This is a genomic window from Pseudooceanicola profundus (assembly GCF_054919315.1).
Genome location: NZ_CM142898.1, coordinates 4050162 through 4072774, shown reverse-complemented (window position 1 = coordinate 4072774; position 22613 = coordinate 4050162). Strand labels below are relative to the sequence as shown.

General features: G+C 67.5%; 22 protein-coding genes. 8 read left to right on the top strand and 14 right to left on the bottom strand.

The annotated features are described in order from the left end of the window. Positions 1-131 precede the first annotated feature (131 nt). Entirely contained in the window at positions 132-1658 is a 1527-nt protein-coding gene (locus ACX9MO_RS18585; RefSeq protein ID WP_462212922.1) for a catalase, read from the bottom strand. Between the two features lie 90 nt (positions 1659-1748). Here ACX9MO_RS18585 and ACX9MO_RS18580 point away from each other — a divergent pair, with 90 nt between their 5' ends. Continuing rightward, complete coding sequence (locus ACX9MO_RS18580) at positions 1749-2687, top strand: LysR substrate-binding domain-containing protein (protein ID WP_462212921.1); 939 nt, start codon at positions 1749-1751, stop codon at positions 2685-2687. A gap of 228 nt (positions 2688-2915) precedes the next feature. Here ACX9MO_RS18580 and ACX9MO_RS18575 read toward each other — a convergent pair whose 3' ends face one another. Further along, positions 2916-3458, bottom strand: a complete 543-nt coding sequence (locus ACX9MO_RS18575; protein ID WP_222490050.1) for a peroxiredoxin — start codon at positions 3456-3458, stop codon at positions 2916-2918. Positions 3459-3769: 311 nt separating this feature from the next. On the opposite strand from ACX9MO_RS18575, the gene lipA reads away from it, so the two are divergent. Then, the gene (gene lipA / locus ACX9MO_RS18570) at positions 3770-4720 is read left to right on the top strand and encodes a lipoyl synthase (RefSeq protein ID WP_315900424.1); all 951 of its coding nucleotides are present in this window, start codon (positions 3770-3772) and stop codon (positions 4718-4720) included. Between the two features lie 372 nt (positions 4721-5092). Here the strand turns inward: lipA and ACX9MO_RS18565 are convergent, their stop codons facing one another. Beyond that, a complete protein-coding gene (locus tag ACX9MO_RS18565) occupies positions 5093-7576 on the bottom strand; it encodes a penicillin acylase family protein (protein ID WP_462214479.1) in 2484 nt (827 codons plus the stop codon). Between the two features lie 78 nt (positions 7577-7654). On the opposite strand from ACX9MO_RS18565, the gene ACX9MO_RS18560 reads away from it, so the two are divergent. After that, positions 7655-8527 (top strand): NAD(P)-dependent oxidoreductase, encoded by an 873-nt coding sequence (locus ACX9MO_RS18560; RefSeq protein WP_462212920.1) that lies wholly within the window; start codon positions 7655-7657, stop codon positions 8525-8527. A gap of 151 nt (positions 8528-8678) precedes the next feature. On the opposite strand, the gene ACX9MO_RS18555 is transcribed toward ACX9MO_RS18560, so the two are convergent. From ACX9MO_RS18555 to pxpB, 11 genes are all read right to left on the bottom strand, one after another. Then, entirely contained in the window at positions 8679-9353 is a 675-nt protein-coding gene (locus tag ACX9MO_RS18555) for a YitT family protein (protein ID WP_462212919.1), read from the bottom strand. Between the two features lie 7 nt (positions 9354-9360). Continuing rightward, positions 9361-9990, bottom strand: a complete 630-nt coding sequence (locus tag ACX9MO_RS18550) for a YitT family protein (protein WP_462212918.1) — start codon at positions 9988-9990, stop codon at positions 9361-9363. A 124-nt stretch (positions 9991-10114) separates the two neighbouring features. Continuing rightward, complete coding sequence (speB, locus tag ACX9MO_RS18545) at positions 10115-11065, bottom strand: agmatinase (RefSeq protein WP_462212917.1); 951 nt, start codon at positions 11063-11065, stop codon at positions 10115-10117. Next, positions 11062-11682: a DUF1989 domain-containing protein gene (locus ACX9MO_RS18540; protein WP_462212916.1), complete on the bottom strand. Its 621-nt coding sequence runs from the start codon at positions 11680-11682 to the stop codon at positions 11062-11064. The genes speB and ACX9MO_RS18540 overlap by 4 nt, the downstream gene beginning before the upstream one ends. 7 nt (positions 11683-11689) lie before the next feature. Continuing rightward, positions 11690-12103, bottom strand: a complete 414-nt coding sequence (locus tag ACX9MO_RS18535) for a VOC family protein (protein WP_222490043.1) — start codon at positions 12101-12103, stop codon at positions 11690-11692. A gap of 74 nt (positions 12104-12177) precedes the next feature. Further along, positions 12178-12810, bottom strand: coding sequence for a GntR family transcriptional regulator (locus tag ACX9MO_RS18530; protein ID WP_224821790.1), 633 nt, complete (start codon positions 12808-12810; stop codon positions 12178-12180). Further along, the gene (locus tag ACX9MO_RS18525; protein WP_462212915.1) at positions 12807-14135 is read right to left on the bottom strand and encodes a hydantoinase/carbamoylase family amidase; all 1329 of its coding nucleotides are present in this window, start codon (positions 14133-14135) and stop codon (positions 12807-12809) included. The genes ACX9MO_RS18530 and ACX9MO_RS18525 overlap by 4 nt, the downstream gene beginning before the upstream one ends. 11 nt (positions 14136-14146) lie before the next feature. Next, entirely contained in the window at positions 14147-15094 is a 948-nt protein-coding gene (locus ACX9MO_RS18520; RefSeq protein ID WP_462212914.1) for an NAD(P)-dependent oxidoreductase, read from the bottom strand. Continuing rightward, positions 15091-15759, bottom strand: a complete 669-nt coding sequence (locus ACX9MO_RS18515; protein ID WP_462212913.1) for a GntR family transcriptional regulator — start codon at positions 15757-15759, stop codon at positions 15091-15093. The genes ACX9MO_RS18520 and ACX9MO_RS18515 overlap by 4 nt, the downstream gene beginning before the upstream one ends. Continuing rightward, the gene (locus tag ACX9MO_RS18510; RefSeq protein WP_462212912.1) at positions 15756-16784 is read right to left on the bottom strand and encodes a 5-oxoprolinase subunit C family protein; all 1029 of its coding nucleotides are present in this window, start codon (positions 16782-16784) and stop codon (positions 15756-15758) included. Before ACX9MO_RS18510 ends, ACX9MO_RS18515 begins: the two co-directional genes overlap by 4 nt. Further along, positions 16781-17536, bottom strand: coding sequence for a 5-oxoprolinase subunit PxpB (gene pxpB, locus ACX9MO_RS18505; RefSeq protein ID WP_462212911.1), 756 nt, complete (start codon positions 17534-17536; stop codon positions 16781-16783). Before pxpB ends, ACX9MO_RS18510 begins: the two co-directional genes overlap by 4 nt. Before the next feature lie 160 nt (positions 17537-17696). Here pxpB and ACX9MO_RS18500 point away from each other — a divergent pair, with 160 nt between their 5' ends. From ACX9MO_RS18500 to ACX9MO_RS18480, 5 genes are all read left to right on the top strand, one after another. After that, complete coding sequence (locus ACX9MO_RS18500) at positions 17697-18467, top strand: LamB/YcsF family protein (protein WP_462212910.1); 771 nt, start codon at positions 17697-17699, stop codon at positions 18465-18467. Between the two features lie 180 nt (positions 18468-18647). Further along, a complete protein-coding gene (locus tag ACX9MO_RS18495) occupies positions 18648-19463 on the top strand; it encodes an amino acid ABC transporter ATP-binding protein (RefSeq protein ID WP_462212909.1) in 816 nt (271 codons plus the stop codon). Beyond that, entirely contained in the window at positions 19460-20116 is a 657-nt protein-coding gene (locus ACX9MO_RS18490) for an amino acid ABC transporter permease (protein ID WP_462212908.1), read from the top strand. Before ACX9MO_RS18495 ends, ACX9MO_RS18490 begins: the two co-directional genes overlap by 4 nt. A gap of 115 nt (positions 20117-20231) precedes the next feature. Then, positions 20232-21023: a transporter substrate-binding domain-containing protein gene (locus tag ACX9MO_RS18485; protein ID WP_222490035.1), complete on the top strand. Its 792-nt coding sequence runs from the start codon at positions 20232-20234 to the stop codon at positions 21021-21023. Between the two features lie 92 nt (positions 21024-21115). After that, positions 21116-22291, top strand: a complete 1176-nt coding sequence (locus ACX9MO_RS18480; RefSeq protein ID WP_462212907.1) for a M24 family metallopeptidase — start codon at positions 21116-21118, stop codon at positions 22289-22291. Positions 22292-22613: the final 322 nt, after the last annotated feature.

Here is a 22613-nt window from a genome sequence, read left to right as displayed (position 1 = left end):
TCAGCCAGGCTGATCGCGCCAACCTGCCCCCCGCACAGCACGCCCAGACAGACCAAAGGCCCCGAAGCACTGCTCCGGGGCCTTCTCCCATCATCCGTCCGCCACGCCGGGCATCGGGATCCTCGGGCCGGTCACTCCGCGGCGCGGACCGGCGTGTCGTCGGTGACCGGGATGCCCGGGTAGTCGTCGATGTTGCCCGCCTCGAGATCGTCCGCCGCCTTGCGCACGCCGGCCTCGTAATCGGGCGAGACCTTGCCGAGCACCGCGTACCACCGCTCCTTCACGGTGTCCGAACAGGGCGCCATGGCGCGGGCCATGTTCAGGTGCAACCGCTTGCGCTCGTCGTCCGAAAGCACCTCGGCATAGAGCGCGCGGGGCTGGACGTAATCCGCATCCGGGTCGGCAGGATCGTAGCGGTCCGCGTCGCCGTCGATCTTCAGCGGCGGCTCGGCCACGGAGGGATCGGCCACGGCCGCCTCGTCGTACTGGTTCGGCTCGTAATAGGCGTCCACGTGGCCGGTCTTGGGCGGGAAGAAGCGCATCGACCCGTCCTTGTGGTAGAAGTTCACGTCCTTGGCCGCCTTGGCATGGTTCGCCGGCAGCTGCTCGTAATGGGTGCCGAGGCGATAGCGGTGCGCATCCGCATAGGCGAAGATCCGGCCCTGCAGCATCTTGTCGGGGCTGAAGCCGATGCCCGGCACGATGTTCGACGGGCTGTAGGCCGCGTTCTCGACATACATGAAGTAGTTTTCCGGGTTCTCGTTCATTTCCAGCTCGCCGACCTCGATCAGCGGATAGTCGTCATGGGGCCAGACCTTCGTCAGGTCGAAGGGGTTGTAGGGCTGCTTGCCCGCGTCCTCTTCCGGCATGACCTGAATCATCATGCGCCATTTCGGGAAGTTACCCTCCTCGATCATGTTGTAGAGGTCTTCCTGATAGCTCTCGCGGGTCTTGCCGATGATCTCCTCGGCCTGTTCGTTGGTGTAGGTCTTGTGGCCCATCATGGTCTTGAAGTGGAACTTGACCCAGAACCGCTCTCCCTTGTCGTTCCAGAGCGAGAAGGTATGAGAGCCATAGCCGTTCATCCGCGCCGGGTTGGCGGGAATGCCGCGGTCGGACATCAGGATCGTCACCTGGTGCACGGATTCAGGCTGCGCGGCCCAGAAGTCGAACATCGCCTCGGGGGAGCGCAGGTTCGTCTTGGGGTGGCGCTTCTGGGTGCGGATGAAATCGGGGAACTTGTAGGCGTCGCGCACGAAGAAGACGGGCGTGTTGTTGCCCACGAGGTCCCAGTTGCCTTCCTCGGTGTAGAACTTCAGGGAGAAGCCGCGCACATCGCGTTCCGCATCGGCGGCGCCCTGTTCACCGGCCACGGTGGACCAGCGGGCCAGCACCTCGGTCTTCTTGCCGACGTCCGAGAAGATCTTGGCGCAGGTGTACTTGGAAATGTCATTGGTGATCGTCAGCGTGCCCATAGCGCCCCAGCCCTTGGCGTGGACCACGCGTTCGGGGATGCGCTCGCGGTTCTGGTGCGCCAGCTTTTCGATCAGCTGGTAATCCTGCATGAGCACCGGGCCGCGCTTGCCGGCGGTCATGCTGTATTCGTTGGTCGGCATCGGGGAACCGGCTGTGGTCGTCAGACGCTTGCGATCGCTCATGGCGTGCTCCTTCTTTGCGGTTCACTACCAACTAGCGTCTCGGCCATAGGTTCCAATTGCCAAATCCTACTGCTGTGATAAGAAAAACCTATGAATATATCCCTGCGTCAATTGCTGTATTTCAAGGCCCTCGCAGAGCAGCGCAACTTCGGTCGCGCGGCGGCGGTGGTCCATGTCTCGCAACCCGCTCTCTCCGTGCAGATCCGCGAGATGGAGGCCGCACTCGGCGGGGCTCTGGTGGAGCGGCAGGCGCGGGACGTGGTGCTGACGCCCTTCGGCCGGATCATCCTCGCCCATGCCGAGAAGGTGCTGGACGAGATGCAGGCGCTGAAGGAGGCCGCACGCTGGAAGCAGGGGCTTTCTGGGCAGCTCCGGCTGGGGATCATCCCGACGATCGCGCCCTATATCCTGCCCGGTGCGCTCGCCGAACTGCGCGCGCGCGACATCTCCCTCGACGTGCAGGTGCAGGAGGGCAAGACAGCCCGGCTGCTGCAGGCGCTCGCGGTGGGCGAGCTGGATGCGGCGGTGGTGGCGCTCCCCTCCGGTGGGCTCGACGTGGTGGAGCGGCCGCTGTTCGAGGACCGCTTCCTGCTGGCGGGCTCCCCCCAGCGGCTGGCCTCCATCGGAACGCGGCTCGAGAGCCTGCGCCCGGACGAGATCGGCGCGACGCAGCTGCTGTTGCTGGAGGACGGCCACTGCCTGACCGATCAGGCGCTGGAAGTGTGCCACCGGGACCGGAGCGCGGCGCAGATCAACATGGGGGCTTCGTCGCTGGCCACGCTGTCACGGCTGGTGGCGGCGGGCTTCGGGCTGACGCTTTTGCCGGAGCTGGCCGTGCGGGAGGAGGCGGAGGATCTGGCCCTGCACCGTTTCGCCGCGCCGGAGCCGTTCCGCACCATCGGTCTGATCCGGCGCAGCAGCAGCCCCGATGACGGCTGGTTCACCGAGTTGGGCGATATCCTCGCCAAGGTGGGCGACGGGCTGGTGCAGGAGGTCCGCTGCGGCGGCACCGCCCCGGAGGCGGCCTGAGCGCAGGATGGATCGCGCGGCCCGGCGTCAGGCGCGCGGGATATGTTTTTGAAATGAATGCGCTTTTATGGTGGGGCCAATCGGCGGCGGCAGTGCGTCTGCGGCGCTTCGGCCCCTATCAAGGCGCCCGTCTTGGCTTGCGCCCTGACAGGCTCTGCGTGGGCGGCCCATGAAACGCAAACGGCCCGCCGGGGGGTGGCGGGCCGTCAGGATGTCTCAGAACAGGGCTCAGGCGGCGGCCTTGGCCTCTTCGAGGTACTTCATCAGGTTCTCGGGCGAGGAAACGCCGTAGGGGTCTTCGCCGTGGTTGTCGCAGATGCCGGGCTCTTCGAACCATGCCTCGACGACACCGTCCTTGATGATCGCCGCATAGCGCCAGGAGCGCAGGCCGAAGCCGAGGTTGTCCTTGCGGACCAGCATGCCGACGCGGCGGGTGAATTCACCGGAGCCGTCGGGGATGACCTTCACGTTCTCGATGCCCTGGGCTTTGGCCCACTGGTTCATCACGAAGCTGTCGTTGACCGACATGCAGTAGATCTCGTCCACGCCGAGTTCGGCGAACTTGGCCGCGTTGTTCTCGAAGCCGGGCAGCTGGTAGGTCGAGCAGGTGGGGGTGAAGGCACCGGGCAGCGAGAAGAGGATCACGCGCTTGCCACCGAAGTAGTCTGCGGTGGTCTTGTCTTCCCAGCGGAAGGGATTCGGGCCGCCGATGGATTCGTCACGGACGCGGGTGCGGAACGTGACCTCGGGAAGCTTTGCGCCAGCTTGCATGTCTGAACCTCCAATTGGATGGTGGGGGATGATGGGATGGGCGGGAACTTAAAATCGTTCCAAACTGGCCGCAAGGTCTTTGCCGCGCCTGCGAAATGCGGTTTCCTGAATTTTTCCCGGGACTTGGCGGCGTAGAGCCCTGATCGGCAAGGGTTTCCTGCCGCGTGATGCTGCGGCTGCATATCGCGCCTTGCGCTGAGGACGGGGCTGCGTTGCGTCATGTGCATTGCGGCGCCGCGTCGCTTTGCCTCTGCCGCCAGTTCCGGTATGGTGGCGGCAATATTGACACGGCCAGAAACGGACATAACCCCGTGCGTGATCTCAAGATCCCCGAGCAGCGTCACCCCGAGAAGGCGCATCGCCCCGACAACGCCCAGCCTCGCAAGCCGGACTGGATCCGCGTGAAAGCGCCGACCAGCGAGGGCTACAAGCGCACCCGCGACATCATGCGGGAGAACAAGCTGGTCACCGTCTGCGAGGAGGCCGGCTGCCCCAACGCCGGCGAGTGCTGGTCGCAGGGCCATGCCACCATGATGATCATGGGCGACATCTGCACCCGCGGCTGCACCTTCTGCAACATCGCCACCGGGCGCCCCGATGCGCTCGACGCCTTCGAGCCGGGCCGGGTGGCCCATGCGGTGGCCAAGCTGGGCCTGAACCACGTGGTGATCACCTCGGTGGACCGCGATGACCTCGACGATGGCGGGGCGGAGCATTTTGCCCAGACGATCCGCGCCGTGCGCCATCGCGCCCCCGACACGACAATCGAGATCCTGACGCCGGACTTCCTGAAGTGCGATGCCTCGGCGCTCGAAACCGTGGTCGCGGCCAAACCGGACGTCTTCAACCACAACCTCGAGACCGTGCCGGGCCTCTACACAGAGGTCCGCCCCGGCGCGCGCTACTTCCACTCGCTGCGGCTGCTGCAACGGGTGAAGGAGCTGGACCCGACGATCTTCACCAAGTCCGGCATCATGGCGGGCCTCGGCGAGAAACGTCCCGAGGTGCTGCAGGTCATGGACGACATGCGCGCGGCCTCGGTCGATTTCCTGACCATCGGCCAGTACCTGCAGCCGACGCCCAAGCACCATGCCGTCGAACGCTTCGTGACGCCCGAGGAATTCCAGGCCTACGAGAAGGCGGCCTGGGGCAAGGGCTTCCTGATGGTCTCGGCCACGCCGCTGACCCGGTCGTCCTACCACGCCGGCGAGGATTTCGCCCGGCTGCGGGAGAACCGGCTGAAGGCGCTCGGACGGGCGTGAGGCCTTGATCTGGATGACGAGAAGCCCGGCCATTTGGCCGGGCTTTCTTGTTTGTGCGGGTTGGCGAGCGGGGCGCCGGGCTCTCCGAAAGCGGGACGTTTGAGGGGCTAGGTTTCGTTGCCGGGGGCTCCAACTGCCTAACTGCCTAATGCACCTATTCGCGGTCCCCTCGAAATGTCCCGCCCGGCCTCAGGCCGGGCAGCGCCGACCCGCCCCCCTGGGGCGGCGCTATAGCGCCACCCCGCGGGCCGGCGCTGCCCTTGTCGAGAGCCGGTACGGCGGTGCAGATCCTGATCTCAGCCGGAGGTGTACGTCGGAGCGACGCGCGTTTTCAGTATGCCCAGTCTCAGGCTGCGCGGTTTCAGCCCGCACTCACTCGGCCGGCTCCAGCTTCGTCACACCCACGGCCGCGGCCCGGGCCAGATTCGCATCCAGCGACATCGGGATGTACTCCCCCCGCCGCCAGAGCTGCGCCATGTCGTCGTAGTAGCGCGACAGGAAATGCCCGGACTGCCCCGTGGACAGGATGAAGACCGAGCTGTCGGGATCGGCGAAGTCATAAACCCCGCGATAGCCCGCCCCATGGACGTTCAGGAAGGGATCGGGCCCGTAGCCCTTGGTCATCCCGCGCATCAGCGTATTGTCCCCGCCCGAGGTGCTCTGGCGGATGTTCACGAAGTAGCGCAGCACCGGCACGTCCTTCAGCGTCTGGTGGTCGTGGGTCGCCTGGTGCACGTCGCCCCAGCGGAGGCTTTCCAGCGCGGTGCCGAAGGTATCGGTGATCCAGACGAGCGCATCGTCGAGCGCCAGCCGCGCCATCTCGGTGCAGGATTCGTGCGGGGCGGACTGGCGCACGTCGCACCACTCCGAGGCGCCGTCGATGTTGCGATAGACCCGCTCGATGAAGATCGGGTCCACGTGGCTGAACTCGTCCGCCAGCGGGCCGAGGTCATCCTGGATCAGCCGGGTCTGCAGCGCGCGCAGCCAGGCCGCATAGAGCAGCGGCTCGGGCATGTGCTCGTTCATCTCGCCGTTCCAGTCCGCCAGCAGGGTCAGGGCCCGCTGGCGCAGCCGCTCGGGCGTGCCGTCGGGGGCCGCTTCGCCGGTGAACCACAGGTCGCGCCCGATCAGCGGCAGCAGGGTCCGCGCGGTGTAGGAGACGGTGTCGAGCTGCGCCTCGATGAAGCTGTCGCGGGTGTGCACCTCGCGCGACTGCATCAGCCGTTCCCAGCGATGCACCCGCTGGGTGTCACCCCAGTTGTAGGAGACATGGAGCGGGAAGGGCCGGTCCAGCAGCTTGTTGTTCGTGTTGCCGAGGATCCCCCCCGCAGGCGAGACGAAGGCCGGGTTGGCGGAATAGGGCAGCATGCCCTGCCAGCGGTTCGCCTCGACCCAGCCGCGCGAGGGCATCCGCCCCTGCGCCTCGCTGCCCGCGTCCCGGCGCGGCATGGCCCCGATGGTCTTGAGCGCGATGGTCTCCTTGTCGGCCAGCGTCAGGTTCTGCGAGGGCGCAAGGAAATCCTCGCCCGCGTCGATGCCCTCCTGGACCGAGCCCGCCTGCATCAGCTTCAGCGCCGCGGTCATCGAGCGGTCCTCGGCGGAAAGCGCGGTCCAGTTCAGCGACATCACGTGGCCCGGCGGGGTCACCTCACCGAGGCTGTAGAGAGAGGAGGGCATCACCGGACCGTTGTCCGTCCAGGCCAGCGTCATGGTGACGGCGGTGTCGTCCTTCACGTTGACGATGGTGCGCCGGGTGCGGAAATTCTTCCAGCCGTCCGGGGTGCGGTACTGGTCGGGGTTCTGCGGGTTGATCTCCTCGATGTGCAGGTCCTGATCGTCGAGGTAGGAGGACGTCAGCCCCCAGCCCAGCTTGGCCGAGCGCCCGATGAGGACCGGCGGCATGCCCGGAATCGTGGCGCCGATGACGCCGCCCGATTGCAGCTCCAGCCGGGCGAGGTACCAGATCGTCGGCGCTGTGAAGCCGAGGTGCGGATCATTGGCCAGCAGCGTCCCGCCGCTGGCCGAGCGCGACGGCGCGGCGGCAAAGGCGTTCGACGCCCCGGCGAGGTCCTCGCTCGGGAAGGGCGAGAGCGGCTCGTCCGGGAAGAGCGGCACGGGATCGTCGGTGGCATAATCCAGCGTGGCGGGCAGGCCGGGCGCGAGCGCGGCATACTCGGGCAGGGCGGTCAGGCCCGAGCCGGGCGCGTCGGGCATGATGTCCCGGATCCGGTCCGGATCGGGCAGGGCCAGCGAGACGCGGGCGCGTTTCACCTCGTCCGCCATCTGCCCCGAGAGCTGGACGGCCATCAGCTTGATCATCGCGAGGCTGTCCGCCGGGGTCCAGGGCGCCACGGCCACGTCGAAGAGGAACATCTCGGGCGCGCCGCGCCCCAGCGACTCCTCGTTCACCTCCTGGAGACGCGCGTTCACGCCCGCCGAATAGGCCCGCAGCGCGGCCTTGGTCTCATCGTCCTGATACTGGTAGGCCTCGCGCGCCAGCGTGTAGAAATCGTAGCGCCGCATCAGCTGGTCGATCCGCAGGGTGCGGCGGCCGAAGATCTCGCTCAGCCGGCCCTGCACCGTGCGGCGCATGGTGATCATCTGCCACAGACGGTCCTGCGCATGGGCATAGCCGAGCGCATAGTAGACGTCCTCATCTGTCTTGCCGAAGATATGCGGCACGTTGGCGTGGTCGCGCACGATCTCGACCTCCGCGGTGATGCCCGGCACCACCAGCGTCTTGTCGTATTCGGGCAGTGAGCGTGCCGCGAGGAAGTATACCACCACAGCCCCGAGGGCCACGAGGGCGACCAAAGCTGTTGCGATCCTCAGCAGCCAGCGAAAGACGATCCCCAATTCTACGGCCTCCCGGCTTGCCATTCCTGTTCGCGGTCTCCAGAACTCTTAGGACAGATGAATGCAAGGGGAAAGACCATGGCAAAGATCGCATTTCTGGGCTTGGGCGTGATGGGGTATCCGATGGCGGGCCATCTGGCCGCCAAGGGGCACGACGTCACGGTCTACAATCGCACGACCGCCAAGGCCGAAGCCTGGGTGGCGCAGCACGGCGGGGCCTTCGCCTCGACCCCGGCCGAGGCCGCGCAGGGTGCCGATTTCGTGATGACCTGTGTCGGCAACGACGATGATCTGCGCGCCGTCTGCGCCGGTCCCGAGGGCGCCTTCGCTGGCATGAAACCCGGCGCGATTCTGGTCGACCACACCACCGTCTCCGCCAAGGTCACGGCCGAGCTCTACGCGATCGCCAAGGAGGCCGGCTTCGGCTTTGTCGACGCGCCGATCTCCGGTGGGCAGGCGGGCGCCGAGAACGGCGTGCTCTCCGTCATGTGCGGCGGCGATCAGGCCCATTACGACGCGGCCGAGCCGGTGATCGCGGCCTACGCCAAGATCTGCCGTCGCCTCGGCGAGAGCGGCGCGGGCCAGATGTGCAAGATGTGCAACCAGATCGCCATCGCGGGCCTCGTGCAGGGTCTCTCGGAATCGCTCCACTTCGCCCAGAAGGCCGGGCTCGACGGCGCCGCCGTGGTCGAGGTGATCAGCCAGGGGGCCGCTGGCTCGTGGCAGATGGTGAACCGCTACCAGAGCATGCTGGCGGACGAGTTCGAGCACGGCTTCGCGGTCAACTGGATGCGCAAGGACCTCGGCATCTGCCTCGACACCTCCGACGAGATCGGCGCCTCGCTGCCCGTCACCGCGCTGGTGGACCAGTTCTACAAGGACGTGCAGAAGCTCGGCGGCGGCCGCTGGGACACCTCCAGCCTGATCAAACGCCTGAATGACGTCGGTTAAGGCTTTGATGTGAAATAAGAAGAGGAGCGCCATCGCTCCTCATCCACTGTTCGCAAATATCCTCGGGGGTCGCCATCGGTGCGCCATCGGTCCGAGCGCCGATGGAGACGGGCAGACAGCCCCCGGCGCTCTCTTCAAGCGCACCGCCCGATCAGGTCGCCACGTACCAATCCTTCCGATGGTTCACCGCGATCACGAAGTTGATCACCACCGCCCCGAGCAGCGAGTAGAGCACCGAGGGCAGGTCGAGCACGAAGAGCGCGAAGGTGAAGACGCAGAGGTCGAAGAGCAGCTGCGTCAGCCCGGCCCGGAAGCCGGTCTTTTCCTGCAGGTAGAGCGCCAGCACGCCGACGCCCCCCAGCGAGGCCCCGTGCCGGAAGAGCGCCAGCAGCGCCGAGCCGGTGATCAGCCCGAAGATCACCGCCCCCACGGCCGGGTGCAGCATGTCGAAGCTGATGACCTTGGGCAGCAACTGCGCGAAGAGCGAGAGCAGCCCGACCGAGAGGAAGGTTTTCAGCGTGAAGGGCACGCCCATGCGGCGGAAGGCCAGCCAGTAGAACGGCAGGTTCACGAGGAAGAAGACGGTCCCGAAGGAGAGGCCCGTCACGTAGCTGAGCAGCACGGCGAGGCCTGCGGTCTGGCCGGTGACCAGACCCATCTGGGTCAGCATCACGATCCCGAAGGCCGCCATCACGGTGCCGTAAAAGATGCCCTGTGCGTCTTCCAGCGGCCCGTGCTTGCCAGTGCCTTGCTTTCCCGTGCCTTGCTTTCCGGTGCTCTGTTTCCCGGCGCCCGTCTTGTCGGTCGTCTCCGTCGTCTGGCTCATCTCTGCCTCAATCTGCGATATACCGGTCGCGGCGGTGGTTGAAGGCGATGACGCCGTTCAGGATCAACGCCCCGTAGAGGGAATAGAGCACGACCCGTGTCTCGAAAAGGAAGAAGGCGGCACTGAAGAGCACCGCGTCGATGATCAGCTGCACATAGCCCGCTCGGAAGCCGGTCCGGTCCTGGATCATCAGCGCGATCACCCCGAGCCCGCCGAGGGAGCCCTTGTGCCGGAACACGCCGAGGAGGCCGAACCCGGTGAGCACGCCGAAGATCGTCGTGCCGAGGATCGGGTTCAGGTATTCGAACTGCATGCCCCGCGGCAGCCATTCCACCATGACGGAGAGCGCGGTGACGCAGAAGAAGCTCTTCAGCGTGAACTCCGCCCCCAGCCGTTTCCACGCGAAGGCGTAGAACGGCAGGTTCACCGCGAAGAAGACCACGCCGAAGGACCAGCCCGTCAGGTAGGAGATGATCAGCGCCAGCCCCGCCGTCTGCCCGGTGATGAACCCCAGCGAGGAGAGGATCACCAGCCCGACCGAGGCGGTCAGCAGGCCGATGGCGAAGCCCTGCACATCCTCCAGCGGGCTGTGGGGGCGCTTGTATTCGGTGGGAATCGGAACTGGGGCAGGACACATGACCTATTTTTACGCCGCAGCGCGGCATAAGGCCAGAGGCGACGTCACGCGCCGCTGCGGTGATCCCCGCGCCGGGCATGCCTTGGCGCGGGGTTTGGCTGTCACCGGCGCGGGCCGCGCGGGGTCAGGCCTGTTTAGCCTCGGCGATCATGGCGAGGATCTCGGCCATGACCGTCGCGCCGAGGAGCGAGGTGATCTGCCCCGGCCCGTCATAGGTCGGCGTGATCTCCACCACGTCGCAGCCCCGGATGTCGAGGCCCTTGATCGCGCGCAGCAGCGCCAGCGTCTCGCGCGCCGTGGGACCGCCGGCCTCGGGCGTTTCGACGGCGGGCGCGGCGGAAGGATCGACGAAATCCATGTCGAAGGTCAGGAAGACAGGCGCGCCGTTCACCTGCTCGGAGATCCGCGCGGCGGTGGCCTCCAGTCCGGCGGCAAAGATGTCGTCGGTGGTCATCACCTCGTAGCCGAGGTCCAGCGACTGGGTGATGTCCCGGTCGCGGAAGAGCGAGCCGCGCATCCCTAGCTGGATCGAGCGGTGCGGATCGACGATGCCTTCCTCGACCGCGCGCAGGAAAGGCGTCCCGGCGGAGTACTTCTTGTCGGCGAAATACTTGTCCCAGGTGTCGGTGTGGCTGTCGAAATGCACGAGCGCCAGCGGTCCGTGCTTTTTCGCCACCGCGCGCAGTTCGGCCAGCGTCACGGAATGGTCGCCGCCGATGCAGCAGGGCACGGCCCCGGCCTCGACCACGCGGGTCACGCTCTGCTCCAGCCAGTCGAGGGTTTCCATCTCGTAGCCGGGCACCACGGGTGCATCGCCCACGTCGGCGATCTTCAGCACGTCGAAGACGTCGATATTGCCCCGGTAGGGGTTGAACGGGCGCAGCATGATCGAGGCCTGCCGCACCGCGTTCGGCCCCATGCGCGCGCCGGTCCGGAACGGCGCGCCGCTGTCCGAGGGCAGGCCGAGGATCGCGGCGTCGAGGCCGGAGGCCTCTTCGCGCAAGGGAAGCCGCATGAAGGTCGGCACGCCGACGAAGCGGGGGACGTTCAGGCTGTCTGTGGGGGCGGTGCTCATGCGGCCTCGCTGAAGTGCAGGACGATCTCGCGCGGGATGCAGTCGGGCCCGTTGATCGGCGTCACGTCCTGCGGACAGGCAGAGAGCACCAGTACGATGTCCCGGTCGGCGCGCAGCGTCACGTGATCGCCGGGCCTGGCCTCGGGCAGCTGGCGCAGCACCTCGCCCTCGGGGCCAACGGCGACCCGCATGAAGAGGTTCAGCGAGGCGGGCGTGAAGGGCATCGCGAGGCCGATTTGCGAGAGCGCATCGTGGAAGTTGCCCGCGCAGGACCGATGCTCTGCCGGTTGGTCGAGGTCCGCGTAGAGCGGCCCGTTGCAGGGGCAGAGCTGGGTGTCATGATGGCCGGGCGTCGTGTCCTCCACCATGGTGAAGAGCGGCCGGCGGTCCATCCCCATGACGGCCAGCCCCTTGTCCACGTAGATCGAGGAATTGACCGAGCGGGTGTGCTCCATCGAGGAATATTGCACCGTGCCGTCGCCGGTCTCGGCCCCGTCATCGGCAAGCGCCCAGGCGTCCACCGCCTGTGTGCCATAGGGGTTCTCGATCCGGACCGTCTGGCCCGCCTTCATGCGGTAGGCGCCGCCCATGCGGGCAGCGAGGGTGATCATCGTCATGGGGTCCTCAGCTCGCGAAGAGACCGGCGAAATCGGCGAAGCCCTTGATCTCGATCGGGTTGCCCGAGGGATCGAAGAAGAACATCGTGCGCTGCTCGCCGGGCTCGCCCTCGAAGCGGACGACAGGCGGGATGTCGAAGGCGATGCCCGCGTCTTCCAGCCGTTTCGCGAGGGCGAACCAGTCGTCCAGCGCCAGCACCGCACCCATGTGCGGCATCATCACCATGTGGTCACCGACCTTGCCGGTGCGGGTGGTCGGGAAGGGCTCGCCCAGGTGGAACGAGAGCTGGTGGCCGAAGAAGTCGAAGTCGACCCAGGTGTCGGTCGAGCGGCCTTCCTCGCAGCCGAGGACACCGCCGTAGAAGGCGCGGGTCTCGTCGAGGTCCTTGACGTGAATGGCGAGGTGGAAGAGCGATTTCATGTACGTCTCCATGGGGTTGTGGTCGTGAGTGGTGGCTGTTGTTTAACAGGTGGGTTTGAAATCTCGGGCGGGGGCTAGCCCCCGAAGGTCTGTAGGAACCGGGCGCGTACGTTGTCGAAGTGGTGCCACATGGCGGCATGGGCCCGCGGGGCGTCGCCGTCGGCGATGGCATCGGCAATCGCCACGTGCTCGCGGGCCTGATCGCGGAAACTGTCATAGGTTCGGGTGAGCGAGCAGCGCCGGGCGATGGCGCGCTGTTCGACGAGGATGTCGGGCAAGAGCGCCAGCCGGGCGGCCCGGGCCACGGCCATGTGGAAGACCTCGTCCTTCTCCCAGAACCGGTCGAAGACCACGGCCTCGCCCTCGGCAAGGGCCTGCATCTCGTCGCGGCTGGCGGCAAGGTCCGGCGTCATGGGGAAGCCCGCAGCGCGGCCCGCCGCGGCGCTTTCGAGCAACTGGCGCATCTTCACGATCTCCATCAGCTGCTCGACGGTGATCGAGCGGACGAGGATCACGCCGTTGGGCAGCCGGTCCAGCACGCCCTCCGCCTCCAGCTGCGAGACGGCGGTGCGCAGCGGCGTGCGCGAGATGCCGAGGCTGTCGGCCAGACCCCGTTCCGAGAGCACGGATTCCGCCGGGATACGGCCCTCGACGATATCCTCCTTCAGCCTGCGATAGGCGCTCTGGGACAGGGTTTCACCGCTCATCCGGCCTCTCCGATCACGGCCAGCGTCACCGCCTCGACCGCGCGGACGAGGTCGGCCTCGTCCATGCCCTCGTCGGGGTTGTGGGAGCCGTCCCAGTTGCGGATGAAGACCATCACGCTGTCCCAGCCGGCGGTGGCGAAGGCGGCGGCGTCATGGCCGCCACCCGAGAGCATCCGGCGCGGGCTGTCGCCCTGCGCGGCGGCACCACGGGCGACGAACTCCACCATGCTGTCGGCGAGGCGCGCGGGTTTCGAGCGGCTCTGCGCGCCGAGGTCGAAGGTGACGCCGGGGTGTGCCGCCTCGATCCGCGCGATCTCGTCCCGGAAGGCGGCATCGGCGGCGTCGAGCGTCTCGGGATCGCCGGAGCGCATGTCGAGCACGAAGCCCGCGTGGCCCGCGACCTTGGCCATGGCATGGGCCGGGGAGGCGGCATCGACCTTGCCGAAGGTGACGGTCAGGTCATGCCCCTCCGCCAGCATCCGGTCCCAGACGCCCTGCATGGCGACGATCAGTTCGGCCAGGGCCACCACTGCATCGGCGCGGCCCTGACGGGGGGCGGCCCCGGAATGGGCCCAGGTGCCCTTCACCATGGCGTTGCGATAGCGCAGCCCGCCGCGCACGGCGGTGACGATGCCATAGGCCTCGCCCGCGTCGTAAAGCACCGGACCCTGTTCGATGTGGAATTCGAGGAAGCGCGCCGGCGGCGGCGGGGTGAGGTTGCGCACCGCCTCGGCGTCATAGCCCTGTTCGGCCATGTGCTGTGCCAGCGTGCGGCCGGTGTCAGCGCGGGTCGCATCGAAATCCTCGGGCAGCAGCAGGCCAAGCGCGGCGCGCGAGCCGATGTAGGAGACCGGGAACCAGACGCTTTCCTCGGCCCGGGTGATGATCAGGATCAGATCGCTGGCAGGTGTCACGCCCTGCGTCTTCAGCGCGGCAATGATGGCGAGCGCACCCACGACCCCGGCCTGACCGTCATAGGCGCCGCCCATCGACACGGTGTCGAGGTGGGAGCCGATGTAGAGCGGCGAGGCCTGCGGGTCGCGCCCCGGCAACCGGGCAAAGAGGTTGCCCGCCGCATCGCGCGTGACCGTCAGGCCGAGGGCGAGGCACTCGGCCTCGATCAGCCCGTGGGCCTCGGACTCCAGATCGCCGTAGGAGGGCCGCGTCCAGCCGGGCCCCGGTTCCGAGAGCGCGTTGACCGAGGCAAGGCCCCGGGTGATCGTCTCGTGGATCACGGCCGAGGCGGCGGCATCGAGGGCGGGCGTCCCCGGAGGTGTTGCGGGGGCGTCTGCGGCGGGCTTGGCAATCACGGGCTTCGAACTCACTGGCTTTGACGTCACTGGGCCGCGCTCCGCACTTCCGGGTTCAGCACCGTCTCGGGCAGTCGGCCCGAGAGCGCCGTCAGCACATGCCCGGCGGCGCCACGGGCGACGCGGGCAAGGGCTTCCTCGGTGGTGGCGCCGAGGTGCGGGGTGAAGACCACCGCCTGCTCCGCCAGCGGGCCAGTGGGCGCATCGTGGGAATAGACGTCGAGGCCCGCGCCCGCGATCCGGCCCGCGGCCATGGCCTCGGCGAGGGCGGCCTCGTCCACGAGGCCCGCGCGGGCGACGTTCACCAGCACCGCGCCCGGTTTCACGAGCGCGAGGCGCGCGGCGTTGATCATGTGGTGTTTCTCGGGGCTCATCGGCGTGTGGAGCGAGATCACGTCGGCTTCGGCCAGACCTTCCTCCAGCGAGGCGGCGCGTTCGAACCCGCCGATGTCCTTTGCATTGGGCGAGTGGACCAGCACCCGCATCCCGAAGGCCGCGTCCAGCATCCGGCCCAGACGGCTGCCGATGGCGCCCCAGCCGACGATCAGGGCGGTCTTGCCCTCCAGTTCGACGAAGTCGCGGCTTTCACGGAACCCGGTCCGCCCGGCGCGTTCGGCGGCATCCGCACCGGCGATCCCACGCGCGGCGGCCAGCATCAGGCCAAGCGCATGTTCCGCGACCGAGCGGGCATTGGCGCCGGGGGTGTTGGCCACCAGCACGCCCTTGGAGGCCGCGGCCACCTTGTCCACCGCGTCGTGGCCCGTGCCATGCACCACCACCACCTGCAGCCGGTCCGCGCCCTCGAAGGCCGCCGCCGGGAAGCCCGCATCGCGGGTGATCACGGCATCGCAACCCCGCACGGCCTCGGCAAGCGAGGCGCCGTCGGTCGCGGCCGGGCGCACCGGTTCAACGCCTGCGGCGCGGAGCATCTCCAGACCCTCTTCATGGATCGGCTGAACGATGAGGCATTTCATTCGGTCTGGGCCCTTTCGGTCTCTATGGCATCGAGGCGGCGGAAGATCGCATCGCGCGCGCCGGTCAGGTGCAGCCGCATCGCCGCCTCGGCCCTCGGGCCGTCGCTGTGGCGCAGTGCGTCAATGATATCAAGGTGTTCCGCGCAGCCCTTCAGGAAGCGTGCGGGCACCTGCGAATGGTCGAAGATACAGGTCCGCCGGTGCAGGTCCGCGATCTGCCGGGCGATGGCGCGGTTGCCCGCAGCGTCCGAGATCATGCGGTGGAAGGCGTTGTCGGTGGACCATTCCACGTCGTCTTCCCCGGGGCCTGCCCGCATCAGAGAGATGATCCGCGCCTCCATCTGGTCGAGCGCCTCGGGGGCGATTCCGATGGCCTCGCGGGCGCAGGCGGGCTCCAGCGCAAGGCGGAGGAAGAAGATCTCGTCCACCTCCGCGGGGCTCAGGCGCCGGACCCGGGTGAAGCGGCCCTGCACCTCGGCCAGCCCCTCGGAGAGGATGCGCTTGATTGCCTCGCGGACCGGGGTGCGCGACATCTCCAGCTGGTCGCCGAGGGCCGCTTCCTGCAGGATCTCCCCGGGTTTCAGCGTCCCGTCGAGGATCATGTGCAGGATGCGCCGGTGCGCCTCGCGGGCGCGGTTGCCGGGTAGGGTCTCTGTGGCGGTCATGACGGTCCTCCCTCCATCAGGGCCTCGGGATCGAAGATGCCGCCCACCAGGTCGCAGGACAACAGGTAGTCCGAGGCGAAGGGATCGGCGGGCTTCTCTGCAAGTGCTGCGATCCGCGCATGAAGCGCACCGGTGGCCTGCCGCAGCGCGGCCTCGGCCTCTTCGCGCGTGACGCGGGCAAAGCGGAAGCGCGTGCCGGTGGGCATCTGCGCCAGCCGGGGCCGGTCTGCGGTGATCACGGTGGCGATCTTGGGATAGCCGCCGGTGGTCTGGCATTCCGCCATCAGCACGATGGGCTTGCCGGAGCCGGGCACCTGGATCGCGCCGGGCATCGTGCCGTCGGAAATGATGTCATGGCCGCCCCGTGCGGGCAGGTCGGGCCCGTCGAGGACACTGGCCATGCGGTCCCGCTGCGCGGTGAGGGCAAAATCCTCGGATTCCAGACGGGCGAGTATGGTCGCGTCGAAATAATCGTCCTGCGGACCGGCCAGCACGCGGATCGGCTGATCCGCGCGGGACGGGACAGGCGCAGGGGCTCGCAGCAGGGGCCCGGGCGCGTCCTCCTGCAGGGGCAGGGCGTCGCCGTCCTGCAACCGCCGCCCGTCGAGCCCGCCAACCCCGAAGCGCAGGTGGGTGCTGCGTGCGCCCATCACCTCCGGTGTCGCGATCCCGCCGGAGAACGCGACATAGCCCCAGGTCGCGCCACGCAGCGCGCCGATGGAGAGGACCTCGCCCGGCTCCAGCCTGTGGCTCTCGTCCGGTTGCAGCAGGCGTTCGCCCAGGCGGATCTCGCAGGCGCCCCCGGTGACGGCGAAGCGCAGGGGGCGGTCCGTCTTGAACCGGCCGCCGAAGCCGCCGAATTCCAGCGCCGCTGCCTCCGCATCGTTTCCGCAGAGCGCATTGGCCAGCCGGAGCGCACCGGGATCCATCGCCCCCGCGGCGGAGACGCCGAATTGCCGCCAGCCGGGGCGGCCCCGGTCCTGCACCGTGAGCATGGGGGAGGACGAGAGAACGGTGAGGCTCATTGCAGCACCTCCGCCGTCAGGATCACCTCGCCCGCGTCGCGCCGTGCGGCCAGATCGGCGGCCTCCTGCGCGTTGACGGGGGTGAAGCGGAGGGCGTCGCCCGCGGCAAAGAGGAAGGGCGTCGCGCGGTCCGGATCATAGGCGCGCACCGGCGTTTCGCCGATGAAGCGCCAGCCGGAGGGCCCGGGCACGGAGTTGACCGAGGCCTGCTGGCCGCCGATGCCGATGGCCCCCGCGGGGATCAACTGGCGCGGCACCGGCAGGCGCGGCGTGTGCAGCGCCTCCGGCAGCCCGCCGAGGTAGGCGAACCCCGGCGCGAAGCCGATCATGTAGACCCGGTACTCGGCCCCGGAATGCAGCGCGATCAGCTCCTCCACATCGACCTTCTTCTCGCGCGCGAGGTCTTCGAGGTCGAGTGCGGCGGGCCCACCGTAGTGCACGGGGATGCGCCAGAGCCTGCGCGGACGGGCAGGGCGGTCACCCCCGGTCAGCTTGTCATGCAGCAGGGCCTCGACCTCGCGGCCCGGAACTGTCAGCGGGTCGTAGATCACCACCAGCGACCGATAGGTCGGCACCGCCTCGACGAACCCCTCGAAGGGCGCCTCTTCCAGCACGGCGGCAAGGGCGATCACCGCCTCGTTGAGATCGGGGTCGATGCTGCGGCCGAACTCGACGCTGACGGCACTGTCACCGAGCGGAAGAATGGTGGGGCCTTGGCGGGCGGTGTCTGCGAAGGAAGGGGTGGAAGTCATCTGTCTCTTGCGTGTCTTCGGGGCGGGAGGCCCCGGACTTGTCATTTCGGTATACCACTTGTACTCGATTGGAAAGAGCGGCGCCCGGTTCCGCTGGTTCTAATCGGCGTCTGATCGAAACTTGTGCACCCGGCGGTGCATCCCCACCCGGAGAGAGTAAATGACCCGCACACTGGACCTGAATTGCGACATGGGCGAAAGCTTTGGCGCCTACAAGCTGGGCGAGGATGCGGCCATGCTGGAGTTGGTGAGCACGGCGAATATCGCCTGTGGCTTCCACGCCGGGGATCCGGTGGTGATGCGCCGTACGATCCGGATGGCGAAGGAGGCGGGTGTCTCCATCGGGGCGCATCCCTCCTTCAACGATCTCTACGGCTTCGGACGGCGCCGGATCAGCGGCGAGCGGCCCGAGGATCTGGAGGCGCAGCTGATCTACCAGATCGCCGCGATGCAGGGCATGGCCGCCGTGGAGGGGCACCGGATGACCCATGTGAAAACCCACGGGGCCCTTGGAAACATGGCTGCAGTGGACCCGGACCTCGCGGCGCTCTGCGTGCGCGCGGTCCATGCGGTGGACCCGTCGCTGACCTTCATTTCGCTGCCGTACTCTGAAACCTACGCGGCGGCGGAGAGGCTGGGCCTCGCCGTGGCCTGCGAGATCTACGCCGATCGCTCCTATACTGATGCGGGCGAACTGACCCCGCGCAGCGAACCGGGCGCGGTGATCCACGACCCGCAGCAGAGCCTCGACCAGGTGCTGGAGATGGTGGTGAACGGGGTGATTCCGACCACCGGGGGCGCACGTCTTCCTGTCGAACCGGCCACGCTCTGCGTTCATGGCGATACCCCCGGCGCGGTCGAGATTGCCCGCACGCTGCGGGCGGCGCTGGAGGAAAACGGCGTTACCATTGCGCCCTTCGCACAACCCTGAGGAGGGCGCTGACCGGAGTGCCTAATTCTTGTGCGGCAGCGCAGAAAAATCGGCCCGATAAGTGCCAGTGGTATACCGAACGGGTGTATAGCGCGAATTTTTCAGTATACCGCTGGCACAACGAAGCGACCGGCGCGGGGGTGAGTCTCTCGCAGCAGGCCGGCGAAAGAAGGACCAGGCATGACTGAAGAAGCGCCAGCCCCATTGCTGAAGCTGCGCAATATCCGCAAGTCGTTCGGGGATCTGGAGGTGCTCAAGGGCATCGACCTCGACGTGGCGAAGGGCGAGGTGGTGTCGATCATCGGGGCCAGCGGCTCCGGCAAGAGCACGTTCCTACGCTCGATCAATGCCATCGAACCCGCCGACAAGGGGACGATGGATTTTGACGGGCAGCAGTTCGATTTCGACCGGGACTCGCGGTACTACCCCTCGGCCCGGCAGCTGCAGGCGCTGCGGGCGCGGATCGGCATGGTGTTCCAGAGCTACAACCTCTGGCCCCACAAGACCGTGCTGGAGAATGTCATCCACGCGCCGATGAACGTTCTCGGCCAGTCCCGCGCCGAGGCGAAAGAGGTCGCGGGCGCGCTGCTCGACCGGATCGGGCTCTACGACAAGAAGGACAGCTCGCCGCAGCGTCTGTCCGGCGGTCAGCAGCAGCGGGTGGCCATCGCCCGCGCGCTGGCCATGAAACCCCGGCTGATGCTCTTCGACGAGGTGACCTCGGCGCTCGACCCGGAACTGGTGCACGAGGTGCTGATGCTCATGGCCTCGCTCGCCAAGGAAGGCATGACCATGCTGCTGGTGACCCACGAGATGTCCTTTGCCCGCGATGTCTCCTCGCGCGTGCTGTTCTTCGACAGGGGCGTGATCGGCGAGCAGGGGGCACCCTCCAAGGTGCTGCGCGATCCGGAAAGCCCGCGCCTGCGGCAGTTCCTCCACTCCATCCTGCATGACGATCTTTCGCAGGCCGGCGCAGCGAAGGGGCTGATCCCATGAGCGGCTATCTGAACGACATCCAGGTCTACGGCCCGGGCTTCCTCAGCGCGGCCTGGACGGTGCTCTGGCTCACGCTGCTGACCATCGTGCTGAGCTGGGTCTTCGGCCTTGCCGCCGCCCTTGGCCAGCGGTCGGACCTCGGCTGGGTCCGCGCCATCGCGGCCTTCTACGTCTGGTTCATCCGGGGGACGCCCGCGCTGATCCAGATCTTCATCGTCTATTTCGGGATGCCGCAGCTTGGCATCCGGCTGTCGCCCTATACCGCCGGTGTCCTCGCGCTTGCCATCAACTCCGGCGCCTATGTGACTGAAATCATTCGATCCGGCCTGCAGGCGATCCCCAAGGGTCAGACGGAATCCTCGCTCGCGCTCGGCTTTTCACAGCGGGCCACGATGCGCACGATCATCCTGCCGCAGGTGGCCCGGATCATCCTGCCGTCGATCACCAACGAGGCGCTGTCGACCCTGAAGAACACCTCGCTTCTCTCCACGATCACGGTGGTGGAGCTCACGCTCTACGCGCAGACGCTGATCTCGGCCACCTTCCGGCCGTTCGATTTCTACATCGCGGTGGCGATCATCTACCTGGTGCTCACCACGATCCTCACCCAGCTGGCGGCCTTCTTCGAGCGTCGCTACGCCCGGCTCTACTGAGCGCCACGCTCAGGGCCCAGACGACCGGTACGGCGGTTCGCCGCCGTGCCACGCGGGTGCCTCCGCCCGCAGAGAACAAGAAACCGAAACCGACGACCCAACAGGGAACCGACCCATGATCAAGCACACGATTGCGGCCCTCGCCGCAACCCTCCTTCTGCCCTTCGGCGCCGCACAGGCGCAGGACGGCGACCTCGAACTGCTGGAGCCCGGCGTTCTGTCGGCGGCGACCGAGGGCACCTATCCTCCGTTCTCGATGCGCGCCCCCAGCGGTGAGCTCGACGGCCTCGAGATCCGCGTCATGGGCGAAATCGCCAAGCGCCTCGGCCTCGAGTACAAGCCCGTCCTCGTGAAATGGGAATCCGTGCTCATCGGTCTGGAAGCCGACCAGTACGACATCGTCTCGGTCGCCATGGACATCACCGAAGAGCGCCAGCAGAAGGTCATGTTCTCCGACGGTTGGCTGGAATCCGGCGGCCGTGTCGTGGTCCGCGAGGACAGCGACATCACCGCACCCGACCAGGTGGCGGGCAAGACCGTCGGCGGCCTCGTGGCCTCCAACTGGACCAAGATCGCCGAAGAGCTCGGCGCCGAGGTGAAATCCTACAAGGCGGAATCCGACGCCATGCAGGACCTCGCCAACGGCCAGGTCGACGCGATCATCACCGATGCGGTGGCCGCGGCCTTCGCGATCCAGACCTCGAACCTGCCGCTGCGCCTGGTGGAAGAGCCCGTGAGCTCGGTCCAGAAGGGCTTTGCGATCAAGATGGGCAAGCCGAACCTCGCCAAGGCAGTGAACGGCGCACTGGCTGACATGATCGCCGACGGCACCTATGCGACATTGACGGAAGAGCTCATCGGCGTGGACGTGGCCCCCAAGGACCCGATCCGCACCATCTTCCCCTAAGCGAACATCCTCTCCCGTGGATGACCTTGGCGGGGCGGGCTCTCGGGCCTGTCCCGTCCTTTTCTTTCGAAGACCCCTCGCAGGAGACCACCATGCTGCGCCATTTCCCCCTCGACGAATACGAAGCCCGCTGGAGCCGGGTGGAAGAGATCATGACCGGGGACGGCTTCGACGCCGCCGTGGTGATCGGCCGCGGGGGCGGCACGATGGATAACTGCGGGGACATCCTCTACCTCTCGAACCACTATTCGGTCAGCGGCGGGATGGACTCGCGCCTCTGGTCGGCGAGGGCCTTTTCCGGGATCATCCTGCAGAAGGGCCACGCGCCCGAGCTGCACATCGACGAGCCCGAGCCGCGCCGCGATCTGGTGAGCGTCGAGAGCGTCTATTGCGACAACCACCCGTTCCTGTCGATCGCCCGGCGTCTGAACGAACGCGGCATCACCGGCCGCGTCGCCTTCTGCGGCAGCTGGTTCGCGCCGGTGAAGTTCTGGCGTCAGCTGGCCGCGGCCACGCCCGACATCGAATGGGTCGACGTGGATGACCTCGTGCGCCGGGCCCGGGCGATCAAGAGCCCGCGCGAGCTCGACACCTACCGGATTGCCGGCGAAGCGGCGACCGAGGCGACCGACGTGCTGATGCAGGCGCTGGTGGCTGGCCGGATCGAGCGCGAGGCGGCGGGCGAGGCGGCCCGTGTCGTCGTTGCGCGCGGCGGCCGGGTGCAGGCCATCGGCACCAACCACGGCGACACGATGGATTACGACTACCGCTTCCCCCTGACCGGCTCTGCCGCCGATGCGCCCGCGCCGGGCGACCTCGTGCGGGGCACGGTGCACGCGGCCTTCCAGCAAGGCTATTACCTCGACCCGGGCCGCACGGCGGTCTGCGGCACGCCGAACGCGCGGCAGGCCCGGCTGATGGAGGCGACCGCAGAGATCGTGCAGGCGCTCTCGGCCATGATGCGGCCGGGGGTGAAGCTCCTCGATGTGGCGGCGGAGGGGGACCGGCTGTCGGCGGCCTTCGGCGGCACGGAGTCTGCGATCATGAAGAACTTCCCCTTCTACGGCCACGGCATCGGGCTGAGCTTCGAACAGCCGCGGATCTCGACCGTGATGTCGGAGCCGGAGGACGTGGTGCGCGAGAACATGGTCTTCGGGGTCGAGGCCTTCCTCGCCGACGAAGGCGTGGGATCGGCCTTCGTCGAGGATATCCTGATCATCGGGAAGGACGGGAACGAAGTGCTGACGAAGTCGCCTTACGTCTACTGATCAGGTGCGGGGATGCCGGTTGGCATGCCTCGTCCTCGAATTCCCACAAAGGGCAACGCCGTCCCTCGATCTACCACAAAGGACGGCGCCGACCCGCGGTCTACCACGAAGGGCAGCGCCGACCCGCGATCTACCACGTAGGGCAGCGCCGTCCCGCGGGGTGGCGCTATAGCGCCGCCCCAAGGGGGGGAGGCGGGACGGCGCTGCCCGGCCTGCGGCCGGGCGGGTGGGTGATGGAAGGGGGGCGAGACAGTGTAGACCCTGCGCCCGTAGGTGGCGCGCCAAGTCATCGCTCCGAAGTTTTCGCCCTAAGTCATTGTCT